This window comes from Mesorhizobium sp. M0983 (assembly GCF_040318975.1).
In the GTDB taxonomy this organism is placed as follows: Bacteria; Pseudomonadota; Alphaproteobacteria; order Rhizobiales; family Rhizobiaceae; genus Mesorhizobium.
On record NZ_JAMYNH010000006.1, the window covers coordinates 160,604 to 174,996 of the forward strand.

The following is a 14,393-nucleotide window of genomic DNA, read 5'->3' on the forward strand; positions in this document are numbered from 1 at the left end:
GCACACTCGTTGATATTGCTTAATAAATCCCATTTCTGAAACTGGCACGCTGATTGCATACACTTCTTTCATTGAGGTGTTAACCGGCCCCAAAGGCCCCATAGAGGGAGCATTCACATGACCGAGCGATTCATGCTTAGCCGCCGCGACCTGCTCAAGACTTCCGCCGCCGGAGCGGCGCTCGGTCTTGCGTCCGCATCGTTTCCGATCAGCAGGGCCTTCGCCGCGACCGCAACCGTCGGCTTCATCTATGTCGGGCCAAAGGACGATTACGGCTACAACCAGGCGCATGCCGAAGGCGCCGCCACGCTGAAGAGGATCGAAGGCATTTCCGTCGTCGAAGAGGAGAACGTGCCGGAGACGGTCGACGTGCAGAAGACGATGGAATCGATGATCAATCTCGACGGTGCGTCGCTGATCTTCCCGACCTCGTTCGGCTATTTCGATCCGCATATGCTGGCCATGTGCGCGAAATTCCCCGACGTGCAGTTCCGCCATTGCGGCGGCATGTGGAACAAGGACAAGCATCCGATGAATGCCGGTTCCTATTTCGGCTATATCGGCATGGGCCAGTATCTGAACGGCGTCGTCGCCGGCCACACCAGCAAAACCAAGAAGCTCGGCTTCGTCGCGGCAAAGCCGATCCCGCAGGTGCTGCTCAACATCAATTCCTTCCTGCTCGGCGCGCGCTCGGTCGACCCGACCATCACCTGCCAGGTGATCTTCACCGGCGAGTGGTCGCTGGCGGTCAAGGAGGCGGAGGCCACCAATGCGCTGGTCGACCAGGGCGCCGACGTCATCACCTGTCATGTCGACAGCCCCAAGGTGGTGGTCGAGACGGCGGCCGGACGTGGCGCCTTCGTCTGCGGCTATCATGCCAACCAGAGCCCGCTGGCGCCGGAGAAATACCTGACCGGCGCGGAATGGAACTGGGCCAAGGTCTACAAGATGTTCGTCGACGATCTGGTGGCCGGCACGCCGCTGCCCAATTTCACACGCGGTGGCCTGGCAGACGGCTTCGTCAAGATGAGCCCGCTCGGCCCCGCCGTCGGCGATGCCGCCCGCAAGCAGTTCGACGGCACGCTGGCCGAAATGATGAAAGGCGGATTTTCCGTCATCAAGGGTCCGCTGAAGAGCAACAAGGGCGTCGTCGTCGCGACCGAGGGCCAGGCCTTCGTCGAGACCGCGCTCGAGCTCGAAAGCATGGACTACCTCGTCGAGGGCGTGGTCGGTTCGACCGCCTGAACCGGATCGGAGACGGGGCCATGGCAGACACGGTCAGTACCGCGAGCGCACCAGCGCTGTTTGGCGCCAGGAATTATCCGGCGGCACTCGAATGGGTGGCACGGCGGGCGGAAGCCTTCGTCATACCGCTCGCGGCGCTGATCGTCGGCATGGCGCTGTTCAGCCTGTTCATCGCGCTGGTCGGCAAATCACCGGTGCAACTCTACGTGACGATGTGGCGCGGCGGCTTCGGCTCCTGGTTCTCGATCCAGAACTCGCTGTCGCGGGCCGCACCGCTTTTGCTGGCAGCGCTCTGCGTGGCGCTGCCGGCTCGGCTCGGCCTCGTCGTCATCGGCGGCGAAGGCGCGATTGTGCTGGGCGGCGTTGCCGCCGCCGCCATCGGCGTCGCGGCGAATGGCGCGCCGGCTTTCGTGGTCATCCTGTTGATGGGCGTGGCGGGCGTGGTCGCCGGCGGCATCTGGATAGGTGCCGTCGGCGCACTCCGCCACTACCGCGCCGTCAACGAAACCATATCCAGCCTGCTGATGGCCTATATCGCCATCGCGCTGATGAACCATCTGGTCGAAGGGCCGCTGCGCGATCCGGCCTCGCTCAACAAACCCTCGACCGAGCCGCTGGCGGATGCCTACCGCATCGGCAACATTCCAGGCATGGACGTGCACTGGGGCCTTGTCGTCGGCATCGTCGCCTGCGTCCTGTCCTGGCTGTTGATCGAAAAGACGCGCTGGGGGTTTGCCGCCCGCATTGCCGGCGGCAATGTCAGGGCGGCCCAGGTGCAAGGGCTTCCCGTCGGCCCGCTGATCGTCGGCTTTACCGGGCTCGCCGGCGGCTTTGCCGGACTGGCCGGCATGCTGGAAGTCGGCGCCGTGCAAGGCAGCGCCAACGCCTCGCTCGCCGCCGGCTACGGCTATACCGGCATCCTCGTCGCCTTCCTCGCCCGCCACAATCCGCTCGCCATCATCCCGGTCGCTTTCCTGCTCGGCGGCATCGGCGCTTCCGGCGGGCTGATCCAGCGCCGCATGGACCTGCCCGACGCCACCGTGCTGGTGCTGCAAGGCATGCTCTTCGTGGTCATCCTGTTCAGCGAAACCTTTTACGGCCGCTTCAAGGTTTTCAATCCCGATCTGTGGAAGAGGGGCTCCTGATGGACGCGACCGAGATCGGCCTGTGGGGCGTGCCGCTCGCCATTCTCGGCGGCGCCATCCGCGTCTCGACGCCGTTCATCTTCGTGTCGCTCGGCGAAGCCATCACCGAGCGCTCCGGCCGCATCAATCTCGGCCTCGAAGGCACGCTGGTCTTCGGCGCAATGACCGCCTATGCGGTAGCAGTGGTGACCGGCTCGCCATGGCTCGGCGTGCTGGCTGCCGCCGGTGCCGGTCTTTGCTTCGGGCTGTTCCATGGCTGGATCTGCAAATTCCGCGGGGTTAACGACATCGCCATCGGCATCGCGCTGATGCTGTTCGGCTCGGGTCTCGCCTTCTTCTTCGGCAAGCCGTTCATCCAGCCCTCGGCGCCAGACCTGCCGGCCATCGCCTTCGGTGGCTGGTCGAATATTCCGCAGGTGCAGGCGGCGCTCAACGTCAACGTGCTGTTCCTGATCGGGGCCGCACTTGCGCTGTTCCTGTGGTGGGCCTTCCGTAACACCCGCGCCGGCCTGATCGTACGCGTCGTCGGCGACAGCTCCGATGCGGCGCGCGCCATGGGCCTCAATCCCAACACCGTGCGCCTGCTTGCGACAGGCGTCGGCGGCGCGCTCGCCGGCATCGGCGGCGCCTATCTGTCGCTCTATTACCCCGGCAGCTGGACCGAACGCATCTCGTCGGGGCAGGGGCTGATGGCGGTGGCGCTGGTCATCTTCGCACGCTGGAACCCGCTCGGCTGCTTTGCCGCGGCACTGTTGTTCGGCGGCGCCGGGGCGCTAGGCCCGGCGTTGCAATCGGTCGGGGTAACGCAGGGCTACTATCTCTTCTACGCCGCACCTTACATCCTCACGCTCATCATCATGATCGCCACCTCGTCGCCGAGCCGCTCGCTTGCCGGCGCGCCGGGCGAGTTGTCGATCACCAAATGACTGGAGTTTTCCCGATGAACGCCAGAGCCGAGATCACCCAGCGCTACATCGACGCCGACCCTTATCCATGGCCCTACAATGGCGAGCTGCGGTCGGACAATACGGCTCTGATCATCATCGATATGCAGACCGATTTCTGCGGGCCGGGCGGCTATGTCGATCATATGGGCTACGATCTTTCGCTGGTGCGGGCGCCGATCGAGCCGATCAAGTCGGTGCTTGCAGCCATGCGGGCCAAGGGCTACACCATCATCCACACGCGCGAGGGCCACCGGCCCGATCTCGCCGACCTGCCGGCCAACAAGCGCTGGCGCTCACGCCGCATCAATGCCGGCATTGGCGACCCCGGACCTTGCGGGCGCATCCTGGTGCGCGGCGAACCAGGCTGGGATATCATCCCCGACCTCTATCCGGCGGCGGGCGAACCGATCATCGACAAGCCGGGCAAGGGCTCGTTCTGCGCCACCGATCTGGAGCTGATCCTGCACCAGCGCGGCATCGAAAACATCGTGCTGACCGGCATCACCACCGATGTCTGCGTCCACACGACCATGCGCGAGGCCAATGATCGCGGCTTCGAATGCGTGATGCTTGAGGACTGCTGCGGCGCGACCGACTACGGCAACCATCTCGCCGCGATCAAGATGATCAAGATGCAGGGCGGCGTGTTCGGCGCGGTGTCGAGCTCGGCGTCCTTCGTCGCGCAGCTGCCGTGAGGGGGCGATCTTGAGCGGAACCATCGTCAAGAAAGCCGTCGGCGTCGAGACTATCGGCATGACCATGCGCTTCGGCGCCTTCACCGCGCTGGACGATGTCTCGATCAAGGTGCCAGCGGGATCATTCCATGCGCTGCTCGGCGAAAACGGTGCCGGCAAGTCGACGCTGGTCAAATGCATGATGGGTTTTTACCGCCCGACCGCCGGCGACATGCTGGTCGATGCCCGCGAGGTCGCGATAGCCAGCCCGAAGGATGCCTCGGCGCTCGGGCTAGGCATGGTCTATCAGCATTTTACCCTCGTCCCGTCGCTGACCGGTGCGGAAAACCTGGTCATTTCCCGCGAGAAAGTGCCGGGCGTCATCGACTGGCGCAAGGAGCGCGCCGCACTTGCGCAATTCATGCAGCGGATGCCGTTCAAGCTGCCGCTCGACGTCAAGGTGGCGGAACTTGCGGCCGGCGAGAAGCAGAAGCTCGAAATCGTCAAGCAGCTCTATCTCGGCCGCAGTTTCCTGGTGCTCGACGAGCCGACTTCGGTGCTCACCCCTGGCGAGGCACAGGAAGTGCTTGGCCTGGTGCGCGACATGACCAGGACAGGCGACCTCACCGTGCTGATGATCTCGCACAAATTCCACGAGGTGACGGCCTTTGCCGACGACATCACCGTGTTGCGCAAGGGCAGGCTGACCGGAACCGGAAAGGTCTCCGAACTTTCGCACAAGCAGATGGCGGCGATGATGATCGGCGACCAACCGATTGCAGCACTCGACAGTCGCGCTCCGGTGCCGGCCGGCGCCAGGCAGGTGCTGACGGTAAAGTCGCTGAAGGCGCCTGACCGCACCGGCTTGAAAAGCATCGACATCGGCGAGCTCGACGTGAAGTCCGGCGAGATCGTCGGCATCGCCGGCATCTCCGGCAACGGCCAGAAGGAGTTTCTCGAAGTCCTTGCCGGACAGCGGGCACGCAATGCGGGCGACGTTCTGGTGAAAGGCTCGCCCTATGGTGCCAGCCGCAGCGAGGCGCGCACGCTCAATGTCCGCTTCATTCCGGAGGAGCCATTGCGCAATGCCTGCGCACCGCGGATGACGGTGGCCGAAAACATGGCCTTCCGGACCTTCGACCTCAACGAGGCCGGCAAGCCGGTCAACTGGATCAGGATGAGCGCGATCAGGGACTACGCGGCCCGTCTTGTCGAACAGTTCAAGGTCAAGACGGCCTCGCTCGCTTCGCCGATTTCATCATTGTCGGGCGGCAATGTGCAGCGCGCGGTGCTGGCGCGGGAACTGACCGGCGAGGTCGATTTGCTCATCGTGTCGAACCCCTGCTTCGGCCTCGACTTCTCCGCCGTCGCCGAAATACGCGCCCGCATCATGAAGGCGCGCAATGCCGGTGCTGCAGTGCTTTTGATGTCGGAGGACCTCGACGAGCTGCTTGAGCTCTCGGACCGCATCTTCGTCATGTCGGATGGCGCGCTGGTCTACGAGACGCCGATCGCGCAGGCGAGCGTGCAGACGATCGGCGAGCACATGGCGGGACATCATTGATGGCGGAGATCGAGGCGCTGCCGTTCCCGTTTGCCTTCAAGCCTGAGGCGATGGCGCTGGTCGTCATCGACATGCAGCGCGATTTCGCCGAGCCCGGCGGCTTCGGCGCCAGCCTCGGCAACGACGTCAGCCGGATCACGGCGATCGTGCCGACGGTGAAAAGGCTGCTCGAAGGGTTTCGCGCCGCTGGCCTGCCGGTGATCCACACGATGGAGTGCCACAAGGCAGATTTTTCGGATCTGCCGCCGGCCAAGCGCAATCGCGGCAATCCGTCGATCCGCATCGGCGATATCGGTCCCATGGGTCGCGTGCTGATCGTCGGCGAACCGGGAACGGCGATCCTCGATGAACTTGCACCATTGCCTGGCGAGATCGTCATCGAAAAACCCGGCAAGGGCGCGTTCTATGCCACCAGCTTCGGCGATGACCTCAAGCGGCTCGGCGCACAGCAACTGGTCTTTGCCGGGGTGACGACGGAGGTCTGCGTGCAGACGACGATGCGCGAGGCCAACGACCGCGGCTATGAATGCCTGCTGGCGGAGGATGCGACGGAGAGCTATTTTCCGGAGTTCAAGACGGCAGCCCTTGCCATGATCAGGGCGCAGGGCGCGATCGTCGGCTGGACGGCGACAACGGACCAGGTGCTCGAGGGAATTTCCAATGCCTAACATTGCATACCAGGCCCTCATCCAAGGGGGCTGGCGTGATCTGCCATTCGAGCCTTTTCGCGAAGGCATCACGGTGCATTGGCTGCTCAAGGGGGGATCGACGGAACCGTCGGTCGCGATTCTCAACTACCGGGCGGGCGCCGGCGTGCCGCGTCACCGCCACGCCGGGCTGGAAACGATCATCGTGCTGGAAGGCTCGCAGAGCGACGAGAACGGCGATTATGCAGCGGGCAGTGTGATCCTGAACCCGGTTGGAACCGAGCATTCGGTGTGGACAAAAGACGGCTGCGTCGTACTCATCCAGTGGAACCTGCCGGTCGTCATTCAGGGCGAGGCCGAATGAGCGACATCCGCTTCGACATAGCGAGCCTGCACGCCGCCTATCAGGCCGGCCTCAGTATTGGCGATATGATCGATACGGTCCATGCGCGGCTCGCGGCGGCCGATGACCCGGGCATCTTCATCCATCTGGCGAGCAGGGCGGAGATGCTTGCCGAGGCGGAAAAGCTCGGCCTGTTCGATCCGTTGGCAAAGCCACTGTGGGGCGTTCCGTTCGCGGTCAAGGACAACATCGATGTTGCCGGCATGCCGACCACGGCGGCCTGCGCGGAATATGCCTACTTGCCGGCGAACGACGCCACCGTCGTCGCGCGGCTCAAGGCCGCCGGCGCGCTGGTCGTCGGCAAGACCAATCTCGACCAGTTCGCTACCGGCCTGGTCGGCGTGCGCACGCCCTATCCAATCCCGAGGAATGCGATCGACCCGACACTGGTGCCGGGCGGCTCCTCATGCGGCTCGGCCGTGGCGACGGCGCGTGGCATCGTCTCGTTCGCGCTCGGCACCGACACCGCCGGTTCGGGCCGCATACCCGCCGGCCTCAACAACATCGTCGGGCTGAAGCCGAGCGTCGGCGCGCTGTCGGCCGCCGGCGTCGTGCCGGCCTGCCGCACGCTCGACTGCGTCTCCGTCTTCGCACTCAACGTCGACGACGCCTACAGCGTGTTCGAGGTCGCGGCGGCGAAGGACGACGCCGATCCCTATTCACGTGACCTCGGCATCCAACCGCTTGCCGCGCGCCCACCGGTGCTGACGGTTGGCGTGCCGGCCAAGGCCGATCGGACGTTCTTCGGCGACCAGGCGATGCAGGCGGGCTTCGAGGCCGCTCTTGCCTCGCTGGAGACGCTGGGCTGCAGGCTGGTCGAAATCCCGTTCGGCGATTTCTACGCCACCGCCAATCTGCTTTACGAGGGCGCCTGGGTGGCCGAGCGTTACACCGCGATCAGGGACTTCATGGATGCCAACGAGGCGGCCATGCATCCGGTGACGCGGCAGATCATCGGCGGTGCGCGAAAACTTTCCGCAGCGGACGCCTTCAACGGGCTCTATGCCTTGCAGGCCTACAAGGCCAAGCTTGCGCCGGTTATCGCCTCGGTCGATCTTTTCTGTGTGCCGACCGCGCCGACGCATTACACAGTCGAAGCGGTGTTGGCTGACCCTATCGTCACCAACAGCCGGCTCGGCACCTACACCAACTTCGTCAATCTGCTCGACATGTGCGGCATCGCCGTGCCGACCGGAACCCGCAGCGACGGTTTGCCGATGAGCGTCACCTTGCTTGCCGCGGCGGGCAAGGACCATCTGACGGCGTCGCTTGCGCGCGATGTCCATGCGGCAAGCGGCCTTGCGCTGGGCGCTACCGGCTGGCCGCTGCCGCCGCGTGGCGATATCCGCGTGGACGTGGATGAAGGCACGATCGAGCTGGCCGTGGTCGGCGCGCATCTATCGGGGATGGCGCTGAACGGCCAGTTGCAGCAGCTCGGCGCGATTTTCGCCCGGGCTGCGAGAACGGCGCCGCTCTACCGGCTTTACGCACTCGCCGGCCAGTCGGTGTCGAGACCGGGGCTCGAGCGCACCTGCAATGGCAAGGGCACAGCCATCGAGGTCGAAGTCTGGCGGCTGTCGCCGCAAGCCTTCGGTCGCTTCGTCGCGGCGATCCCGCCGCCGCTCGGCATCGGGACGCTTCTGCTCGACGACGGAACTTCGCCGAAAGGCTTCCTCGTTGAAAGTGCCGGCCTTACCGATGCAGAAGAGATTTCGCATTTCGGCGGCTGGCGCAATTTCATGGGGGATCAGCAGCTGCGGAGCTGACGCCATCACTCGACCTTTTGCCGGAACTTCGAGTGGCAGCTCGAGCAATCCTGCAAGATGAGATGCAGGAGGTGCTCCGCCGGCAATTTGGCGGGATCGGCTTCCGCCGTCCCCGGTCGCTTGCCAAGCAGGCTGCCACCGCCCATCGCCGGGCCGGAACCCATTCTCATGTCGTCGGTAATGCGCGGCGGCACCCGCTCGGCGTCGGAGGCCAGGGCGCTGGCCAGCGTCCCGATGTGGCGAGCCAGCCCTTCGAACTCCGCGCGGGCAGGGTCGATATCCAGCTTGGCGCCTGAAGGCGCACCCAATGTCGCGCTGGGGAATTCGGCAATGAGGGAAGGGCCGGTGCGGGCGCGGATGGCCTCGGCCGCCGCTTGGAAAGCCGCGGCGTCATACGCCCGCTTGCCGTCGAACATCCCGGCGATCGCCTTTGCCGCCGCAGCCATTTCCTTCATCGAGGCCTGGCGAGCCTCGATGACCGCATCACGGCTCGAATGGGCGGCAGCGAACACGACAGAGACGCAGGCAAGCGACAGCACTGTTAGAGCGGCTGCGAGCCTCACTGGGCCACGCCTTGTCCCGCCAACTCGTCGATGATCGGGCACTCCGGCCGCTCGTCGCCGTGGCAGTGACTGACCAGATGGTGAAGCAAGCCACGCAATCCGACCAGTTCGGCGATCTTCCTGTCGATCTCCACCAACTTGGCTTTCGCGATCGCCTTCACGTCAGCGCTGTCACGTTCCCTGTCTTGGTACAGCGAGAGCAACTGGCGGCATTCGTCGACCGAAAACCCCAGGCTTCGCGAGCGCTGCAGGAAGCGCAGCCGGTGAATATCGGCCGTCGAGTAATCGCGATAGCCATTGTCTGTCCGGGCCGGGTGCAAGAGCCCGATGTCCTCGTAGTAGCGGATCGTCTTGGCCGGTAGGCCGGATTTTTCGGATGCGACGCCGATGTTCATATCGGAAATCTCCTTTATCGGAGGAAATAGACCTTCCAGTAGATGGAAGGTCAACATGATGTGGCGATTTTGGATGCCCGACGCAACCGCCCGCCGGCTCCAACCGTTTGCCTGCCAACAGCGCATACTGAACCTTCGGGAAGAAATCAGTTTTCGGAAACGTTTATCGAACAGCGCTCAAACTCGGCGCCCGGCACCAGGTACCGATCAGCAAGGACCCTCCGGCGGCACGTTACGCCGTGCAGACGCCGAGGAGATAGAACATGCCCGTCAAGGCCTATATCAACCGGATCGCGACAGCGGTGCCGGAGCACGAGGTTCATCAATTCTACCTGCGTTTCGCGGCCTCGATGCTCGCGGCCGATCGCCGGAGGATCTTCGAACGCATGGCCGATCTTGCCGGCATCGAGCACCGCTATTCCTGCTTTGCGCCGGCGTCCGATCCCGAAGGACCATCCGCCGACCTGGCCGGGACCTTCATTCGGGGCGCGTTTCCCGGAACGGCCATGAGAATGGCGATGTTCGACGATGCCGCACCTGTTCTGGCGCAAAAGGGCATCGACGGATTGCAACTTGGCGGCGACGCTTCCCGCATCACCCATCTTATCGTCACTACCTGCACCGGTTTTTCGGCGCCGGGCATCGATCTCGAGCTGGTTGCGCGTTGCGGGCTGCCGAACGGGGTCGAACGCACGATGATCGGTTTCATGGGTTGCTACGCGGCGATCAACGGCCTCAAGCTGGCGCGTCACATCGTCCGCTCCGACCCGCAGGCCAAGGTCCTGCTGGTCAATATCGAGCTCTGCACGATGCACCTGCGTCAAACCACCGAACTGGAAAAACTGCTGTCGTTCTGCCTCTGGGGAGACGGCTGTGCGGCTGCGCTCATCACTTCCGAGCCGCTCGGCATCGAGCTCGATAGCTTTCACTGTCTGGTGGCGAGGGAGCGGCGGGATCTGATGCGCTGGAATATTCGCGACCACGGATTCGAAATGGTTCTTTCCGGCCAAGTGCCGGCAGCGATTCATGAAGCGTTGCGGAGCAACCAGGCCGCCATCCTCGGTGGCCGGCCGACCGAGGCGATCGACCTTTGGGCCGTGCACCCGGGTGGGCGTTCGGTGCTCGATGCCGTCGAAAGGGCTCTGGAACTGGAGCCCACCGCGCTGGAACCATCGCGCGCGGTGTTGCGCCAATACGGGAACATGTCGTCGGCGACCGTCATGTTCGTGATGAAAGAGATGCTGAAGGCGCCTGCCGGCCTGCTCGGCTGCGGCATGTCGTTCGGACCCGGGCTGACGGCCGAAACCATGCTCTTTCGAACGGTGTCATGAGCGGCCTGGAGCATCGGCAGCTTGCGCCGGAAATCCTTGACGGCCTTGCGGCCGACGATCCGCGAGCGCTGACCGCGCGCCGCGACCTTCGGCGCATCAATATGCTGATGTTTCAGGTGCCGATCATGACGTCGTTGCTCAGGAGGTTTGTGCCAAAGCCGCCACGCCGCATTCTGGAGATCGGCGCCGGCGATGGCTCCTTCATGCTGGCGGTGGCGCGGCGCATGGCCAGGCATTGGCCTGGGGTCGAACTGATGATGCTCGACCGCGTCAGCCTCGTCACCGCGCAATTGCGCGGCGATTTTGACAGGCTGGGATGGAAGGCTGAAGGGATCACCGCCGATGTCTTCGACTGGGCAGGAAAGATCGAGGGCGCACGGTTCGACGCCGTCACGGTCAATCTGTTCCTGCATCATCTCGACGATGCGCAGCTCGTGCGTCTGTTTTCGCTGATCAGGCCGAAAGCCCCGTTGCTGCTGGCGACTGAGCCGTTGCGGGCGAAACTGGCGCTGGCCGCGACCCGTCTTCTCCCGGCAATCGGCGCCAATGACGTCACACGAAACGATGCGGCGCAAAGCGTGCGTGCCGGCTTTCGCGGCAGCGAGCTTTCCGGTCTCTGGCTTGCGGCCAACGGCAAACCGGTCGAGGAGCGGCGCGCCGGCCTCTTCTCCCACATCTTCGTCGGCGCCAGTGCCGGCAGCGACTCATGACGCGATTGTCGACTCATGACGCGATCGTCATCGGTGCCGGCCCGGCGGGGACGTCCGTCGCGCTCACGCTGGCCCGGCGCGGATGGGCCGTGGCAATTGTGGAAAAGACCGCATTTCCGCGCCGCAAGGTCTGCGGCGAATACATCTCGGCAAGCAATCTTGCGCTTCTCGACCAGCTGGAGATCGGCGATGCCTGGCGTACCGATGCCGGCCCCGAAATCCGCCGCGTCGGTTTGTTTTCCGGCGAAACCTGCGTCGAGGCGGCAATGCCACGTGCAGGAGCTGGGCCTCCTGCAAAAGACGGCTTCGGCCGGGCACTCGGCCGGGACATTCTCGACTCTCTGCTTTTGCAGACGGCGCGATCGGCGGGTGTCGAAATCTTCCAGCCCTGCCGCGCCGTCGCCATCGACCGGGACGGCGAGATGCAAAGGGTACGAATTCAAGCCGGGGACGAAACGGCGATGTTGCGCGCCCCGGTGATTGTCGCCGCACACGGCTCCTGGGAACCGGGGCCGCTGCCCAGCCAGCTCGCAAAGGCCAATCGCCCGTCGGACCTGCTCGGCTTCAAGGCGCATTTCACCGGGTCGTCGCTGGCGCCGGATTTGATGCCTCTGCTGGCCTTCCCCGGCGGCTATGGCGGCATGGTCTCGGCCGATCATGGCCGCTTGTCGATCTCGTGCTGCATTCGCCGCGATATGCTGGCGCGGTTGCGTAAACAACATGGCCCCAAACACCGGAGCCATGTGCCGGCCGCCGATGCGGTCTCCCGCCATCTCGTCGACTCATGCCGGGGCGTGCGGGACGCTCTGGAACCGGCGCTTCTCGACGGTCCGTGGCTTGCCGCAGGTCCGATCCGGCCGGGAATTCGCTCGTTCTACGAAGAGGACATCTTCCGCGTCGGCAACGCAGCCGGAGAGTCTCATCCTGTTATCGCCGAGGGTATCTCGATGGCGCTGCAGTCCGGCTGGCTGCTGGCTTGCGAACTCGCATCCGCGCCAGGTGGCCGAGCAGGGCGCGAGGCTGCCGCCAGGCGCTATGAGGCGGCCTGGAAAAGACTGTTTTCGACACGGGTCTACGCTGCCGCGGCCCTTGCCGGAATTGCCCTTCGCCCCGGCAGCGCCACCTTGATGGCGGCGATCGTCCGGAATTTCCCGCAGACACTGACACTGGGCGCGCAACTGAGCGGCAAGACCAAGCGGGTTCCCGGCTTTGCCTGACGAGTGACGCGGCGTCGTGCTGCCCTGGTCGCCTTACATGCCACCGCCACAGTTGGCAGCAGCTGGCTCCTTCTCCCCGGAATTTGTCATCGCATAGTCGTATACCTGACTGCGTCCGCGGCTTCAGGTTCGCAGGTATTTGACCAAGGCTGCAATCGCGAGCAAGAGGGCGACGAACACCAGGACCCAGACGAGTGCCATGCCGCCCATCATCCACGTATCCATTGGACCATTCATCATTGCAATCACCTTTACGGTCAGTGAAGGCCCGCCTTCGTCGGTAAGCATCGGCGACTGCGAAGGCAATTAGCTCGCCGGGGACTTCGGTCAAGACGACCAGGAAACCGATCGGCCGCCTGTCGCCTTGTCCCGCCAACCGGAAGTGTCCTGTCCTGTCCGTCTCACATACCTCCGCCGCAGCCGTCCGAGAGATCCCAGACGTCGACGACCTGCTTGCCGGTGAAACCTTGCTCGCGGATCAGGAACTTCGCCAATCCGCCATACACTTTCCAGCGCCAGCATTGGCAGCAGCAAGGGCCTTTCTCGTTGGAATTGGCCATCGCATAGTCATAGGCCTGCTGCTCGTCGCCGGAGAGTTTCACATCGTAGTAGGGCATCATCTTCTGTGCGATGCCGGCCGGAATATCGTACGGATCGTTCGGGATCATCGCGATCTCGCGGTACCTGGCCAAACCGTTCACCTGCTCGGCATAGCGCTTTGTCTCCATTGGGCTGCAGCACGAGCCCGTGATCCGCGACATCGCCGGCATGGTCGCAATCGACTCCGTGAACTTGGCCGAACACGTGCTGTTGCCGTTCTGGCTGAGATATTTGAAGCGGCGCACCAGATCGGAATCCTCCGCGGCGATCGTCAAATCCGGCCCCTTGAGCAAGCCGACGACCGCAGCGACGCCAAAGGCGCTGCCCAGAACAACCGTCCGTCGGGTTGGATGGCATATCCGGCTCATTTGCTGTTCCTCGCTTGCTCGATCAGTTTCTTCATCGTTGCGAGGTCGGTCGCGCCGGGGAAAATCTGCTCGCCAACGACGAAGCTTGGCGTTCCACTGATCTTCAGCGCCTGTGCCAGTTGCGTATTCCGGTCGATCGACGCCTGGATATCGGGCCGCTGCATGTCGGTCTTCAGCTTAGCCACATCGAGACCGACGTCGGCAGCAACCTTCAGCACGACCGCTTCGGTCACCCGCGTCTTCACCGCATACAAGGCCTTGTGGAATGCCATGTACTTGCCCTGGCGCATTGCGGCGAGAGCCGCCTTGGAAGCAAATACGGAATCCGTGCTGAGGATCGGGAATTCCTTGTAGACGATTTTGAGCTGCGGATCGTCGGCCACGGCTTGCGCCAGGATCGGCGCAACCTGGCGGCAATAGGGGCAGTTGTAGTCAAAGAACTCGACCATGATGACGTCGCCTTCGGCGTTGCCGCCGACCGGGCTCGCCGGGTCCCGGAAGATATCGTCGGCCTTGGCCGCCAGGGCAGCCTTCGCCTCTTTTGCCGCGGCCTCGCGCTGGCGGGCATCGAGGCTCTGCAGCGCCTCCATGACGACCTCGGGATGCGCGAGGATATAATCGTGGATGCGCTGGTCGAACTGGTCCTGGGACATCTCGCCCGCGGCGATCGCCTGACCGTGGATACCGAGCGCGAGCCAGGCCGTCGCACCGGCCAGGACGAAGGCACGGGCCATTTTGCCGATGGCTCCGCGCCATGAATTGGATTTGTGGATCACAGGGTTCTCCTTCCCTCTGTTTCGCCGGACCGCCGGCATGTG

16 protein-coding genes are annotated in these 14,393 nt (G+C 64.1%); 11 read left to right on the top strand and 5 right to left on the bottom strand.

Annotated elements, in window-relative coordinates; translation table 11 throughout:
- Positions 1-117 precede the first annotated feature (117 nt).
- From NKH71_RS13815 to atzF, 8 genes are read left to right on the top strand one after another with little or no spacing between them, the layout of a single operon-like run.
- Entirely contained in the window at positions 118-1,245 is a 1,128-nt protein-coding gene (locus NKH71_RS13815) for a BMP family ABC transporter substrate-binding protein (protein WP_352788108.1), read from the top strand.
- Between the two features lie 20 nt (positions 1,246-1,265).
- Positions 1,266-2,390 (top strand): ABC transporter permease, encoded by a 1,125-nt coding sequence (locus NKH71_RS13820; RefSeq protein WP_352895122.1) that lies wholly within the window; start codon positions 1,266-1,268, stop codon positions 2,388-2,390.
- Positions 2,390-3,316: an ABC transporter permease gene (locus tag NKH71_RS13825; RefSeq protein WP_023720644.1), complete on the top strand. Its 927-nt coding sequence runs from the start codon at positions 2,390-2,392 to the stop codon at positions 3,314-3,316. Before NKH71_RS13820 ends, NKH71_RS13825 begins: the two co-directional genes overlap by 1 nt.
- 14 nt (positions 3,317-3,330) lie before the next feature.
- Positions 3,331-4,032, top strand: coding sequence for a biuret amidohydrolase (biuH, locus tag NKH71_RS13830; RefSeq protein WP_352639441.1), 702 nt, complete (start codon positions 3,331-3,333; stop codon positions 4,030-4,032).
- Positions 4,033-4,042: 10 nt separating this feature from the next.
- Positions 4,043-5,575 (top strand): ABC transporter ATP-binding protein, encoded by a 1,533-nt coding sequence (locus NKH71_RS13835; protein ID WP_023720642.1) that lies wholly within the window; start codon positions 4,043-4,045, stop codon positions 5,573-5,575.
- On the top strand, positions 5,575-6,243 hold the full coding sequence (locus NKH71_RS13840) for a cysteine hydrolase family protein (RefSeq protein ID WP_023720641.1): 669 nt from the start codon (positions 5,575-5,577) through the stop codon (positions 6,241-6,243). The genes NKH71_RS13835 and NKH71_RS13840 overlap by 1 nt, the downstream gene beginning before the upstream one ends.
- The gene (locus NKH71_RS13845) at positions 6,236-6,586 is read left to right on the top strand and encodes a cupin domain-containing protein (protein ID WP_023720640.1); all 351 of its coding nucleotides are present in this window, start codon (positions 6,236-6,238) and stop codon (positions 6,584-6,586) included. Before NKH71_RS13840 ends, NKH71_RS13845 begins: the two co-directional genes overlap by 8 nt.
- A complete protein-coding gene (gene atzF / locus NKH71_RS13850) occupies positions 6,583-8,391 on the top strand; it encodes an allophanate hydrolase (RefSeq protein ID WP_352895123.1) in 1,809 nt (602 codons plus the stop codon). Before NKH71_RS13845 ends, atzF begins: the two co-directional genes overlap by 4 nt.
- Before the next feature lie 5 nt (positions 8,392-8,396).
- Here the strand turns inward: atzF and NKH71_RS13855 are convergent, their stop codons facing one another.
- A complete protein-coding gene (locus NKH71_RS13855) occupies positions 8,397-8,954 on the bottom strand; it encodes a cytochrome c (protein WP_352788113.1) in 558 nt (185 codons plus the stop codon).
- The gene (cueR, locus tag NKH71_RS13860; RefSeq protein ID WP_031194477.1) at positions 8,951-9,349 is read right to left on the bottom strand and encodes a Cu(I)-responsive transcriptional regulator; all 399 of its coding nucleotides are present in this window, start codon (positions 9,347-9,349) and stop codon (positions 8,951-8,953) included. The genes NKH71_RS13855 and cueR overlap by 4 nt, the downstream gene beginning before the upstream one ends.
- Before the next feature lie 263 nt (positions 9,350-9,612).
- On the opposite strand from cueR, the gene NKH71_RS13865 reads away from it, so the two are divergent.
- The 3 genes from NKH71_RS13865 to NKH71_RS13875 are packed head-to-tail and all read left to right on the top strand — an operon-like array spanning position 9,613 to position 12,607.
- Positions 9,613-10,680 (top strand): type III polyketide synthase, encoded by a 1,068-nt coding sequence (locus NKH71_RS13865; RefSeq protein ID WP_023720636.1) that lies wholly within the window; start codon positions 9,613-9,615, stop codon positions 10,678-10,680.
- Complete coding sequence (locus NKH71_RS13870; RefSeq protein ID WP_023720635.1) at positions 10,677-11,390, top strand: methyltransferase domain-containing protein; 714 nt, start codon at positions 10,677-10,679, stop codon at positions 11,388-11,390. Before NKH71_RS13865 ends, NKH71_RS13870 begins: the two co-directional genes overlap by 4 nt.
- Complete coding sequence (locus NKH71_RS13875) at positions 11,387-12,607, top strand: NAD(P)/FAD-dependent oxidoreductase (protein ID WP_023720634.1); 1,221 nt, start codon at positions 11,387-11,389, stop codon at positions 12,605-12,607. The genes NKH71_RS13870 and NKH71_RS13875 overlap by 4 nt, the downstream gene beginning before the upstream one ends.
- Before the next feature lie 123 nt (positions 12,608-12,730).
- Here NKH71_RS13875 and NKH71_RS13880 read toward each other — a convergent pair whose 3' ends face one another.
- From NKH71_RS13880 to NKH71_RS13890, 3 genes are all read right to left on the bottom strand, one after another.
- On the bottom strand, positions 12,731-12,895 hold the full coding sequence (locus NKH71_RS13880) for a hypothetical protein (RefSeq protein WP_352589569.1): 165 nt from the start codon (positions 12,893-12,895) through the stop codon (positions 12,731-12,733).
- A gap of 113 nt (positions 12,896-13,008) precedes the next feature.
- A complete protein-coding gene (locus tag NKH71_RS13885; RefSeq protein ID WP_023720632.1) occupies positions 13,009-13,575 on the bottom strand; it encodes a hypothetical protein in 567 nt (188 codons plus the stop codon).
- Positions 13,572-14,351: a DsbA family protein gene (locus NKH71_RS13890; protein WP_352484015.1), complete on the bottom strand. Its 780-nt coding sequence runs from the start codon at positions 14,349-14,351 to the stop codon at positions 13,572-13,574. Before NKH71_RS13890 ends, NKH71_RS13885 begins: the two co-directional genes overlap by 4 nt.
- Positions 14,352-14,393: the final 42 nt, after the last annotated feature.

Bases quoted from the DNA above. Each gene is read 5' to 3' on its own strand.
- NKH71_RS13815 (WP_352788108.1), top strand. From the start codon at position 118: ATGACCGAGCGATTCATGCTTAGCCGCCGCGACCTGCTCAAGACTTCC.
- NKH71_RS13820 (WP_352895122.1), top strand. From the start codon at position 1,266: ATGGCAGACACGGTCAGTACCGCGAGCGCACCAGCGCTGTTTGGCGCC.
- NKH71_RS13825 (WP_023720644.1), top strand. From the start codon at position 2,390: ATGGACGCGACCGAGATCGGCCTGTGGGGCGTGCCGCTCGCCATTCTC.
- biuH (WP_352639441.1), top strand. From the start codon at position 3,331: ATGAACGCCAGAGCCGAGATCACCCAGCGCTACATCGACGCCGACCCT.
- NKH71_RS13840 (WP_023720641.1), top strand. From the start codon at position 5,575: ATGGCGGAGATCGAGGCGCTGCCGTTCCCGTTTGCCTTCAAGCCTGAG.
- NKH71_RS13845 (WP_023720640.1), top strand. From the start codon at position 6,236: ATGCCTAACATTGCATACCAGGCCCTCATCCAAGGGGGCTGGCGTGAT.
- atzF (WP_352895123.1), top strand. From the start codon at position 6,583: ATGAGCGACATCCGCTTCGACATAGCGAGCCTGCACGCCGCCTATCAG.
- cueR (WP_031194477.1), bottom strand. From the start codon at position 9,349: ATGAACATCGGCGTCGCATCCGAAAAATCCGGCCTACCGGCCAAGACG.
- NKH71_RS13865 (WP_023720636.1), top strand. From the start codon at position 9,613: ATGCCCGTCAAGGCCTATATCAACCGGATCGCGACAGCGGTGCCGGAG.
- NKH71_RS13870 (WP_023720635.1), top strand. From the start codon at position 10,677: ATGAGCGGCCTGGAGCATCGGCAGCTTGCGCCGGAAATCCTTGACGGC.
- NKH71_RS13875 (WP_023720634.1), top strand. From the start codon at position 11,387: ATGACGCGATTGTCGACTCATGACGCGATCGTCATCGGTGCCGGCCCG.
- NKH71_RS13880 (WP_352589569.1), bottom strand. From the start codon at position 12,895: ATGCTTACCGACGAAGGCGGGCCTTCACTGACCGTAAAGGTGATTGCA.
- NKH71_RS13885 (WP_023720632.1), bottom strand. From the start codon at position 13,575: ATGAGCCGGATATGCCATCCAACCCGACGGACGGTTGTTCTGGGCAGC.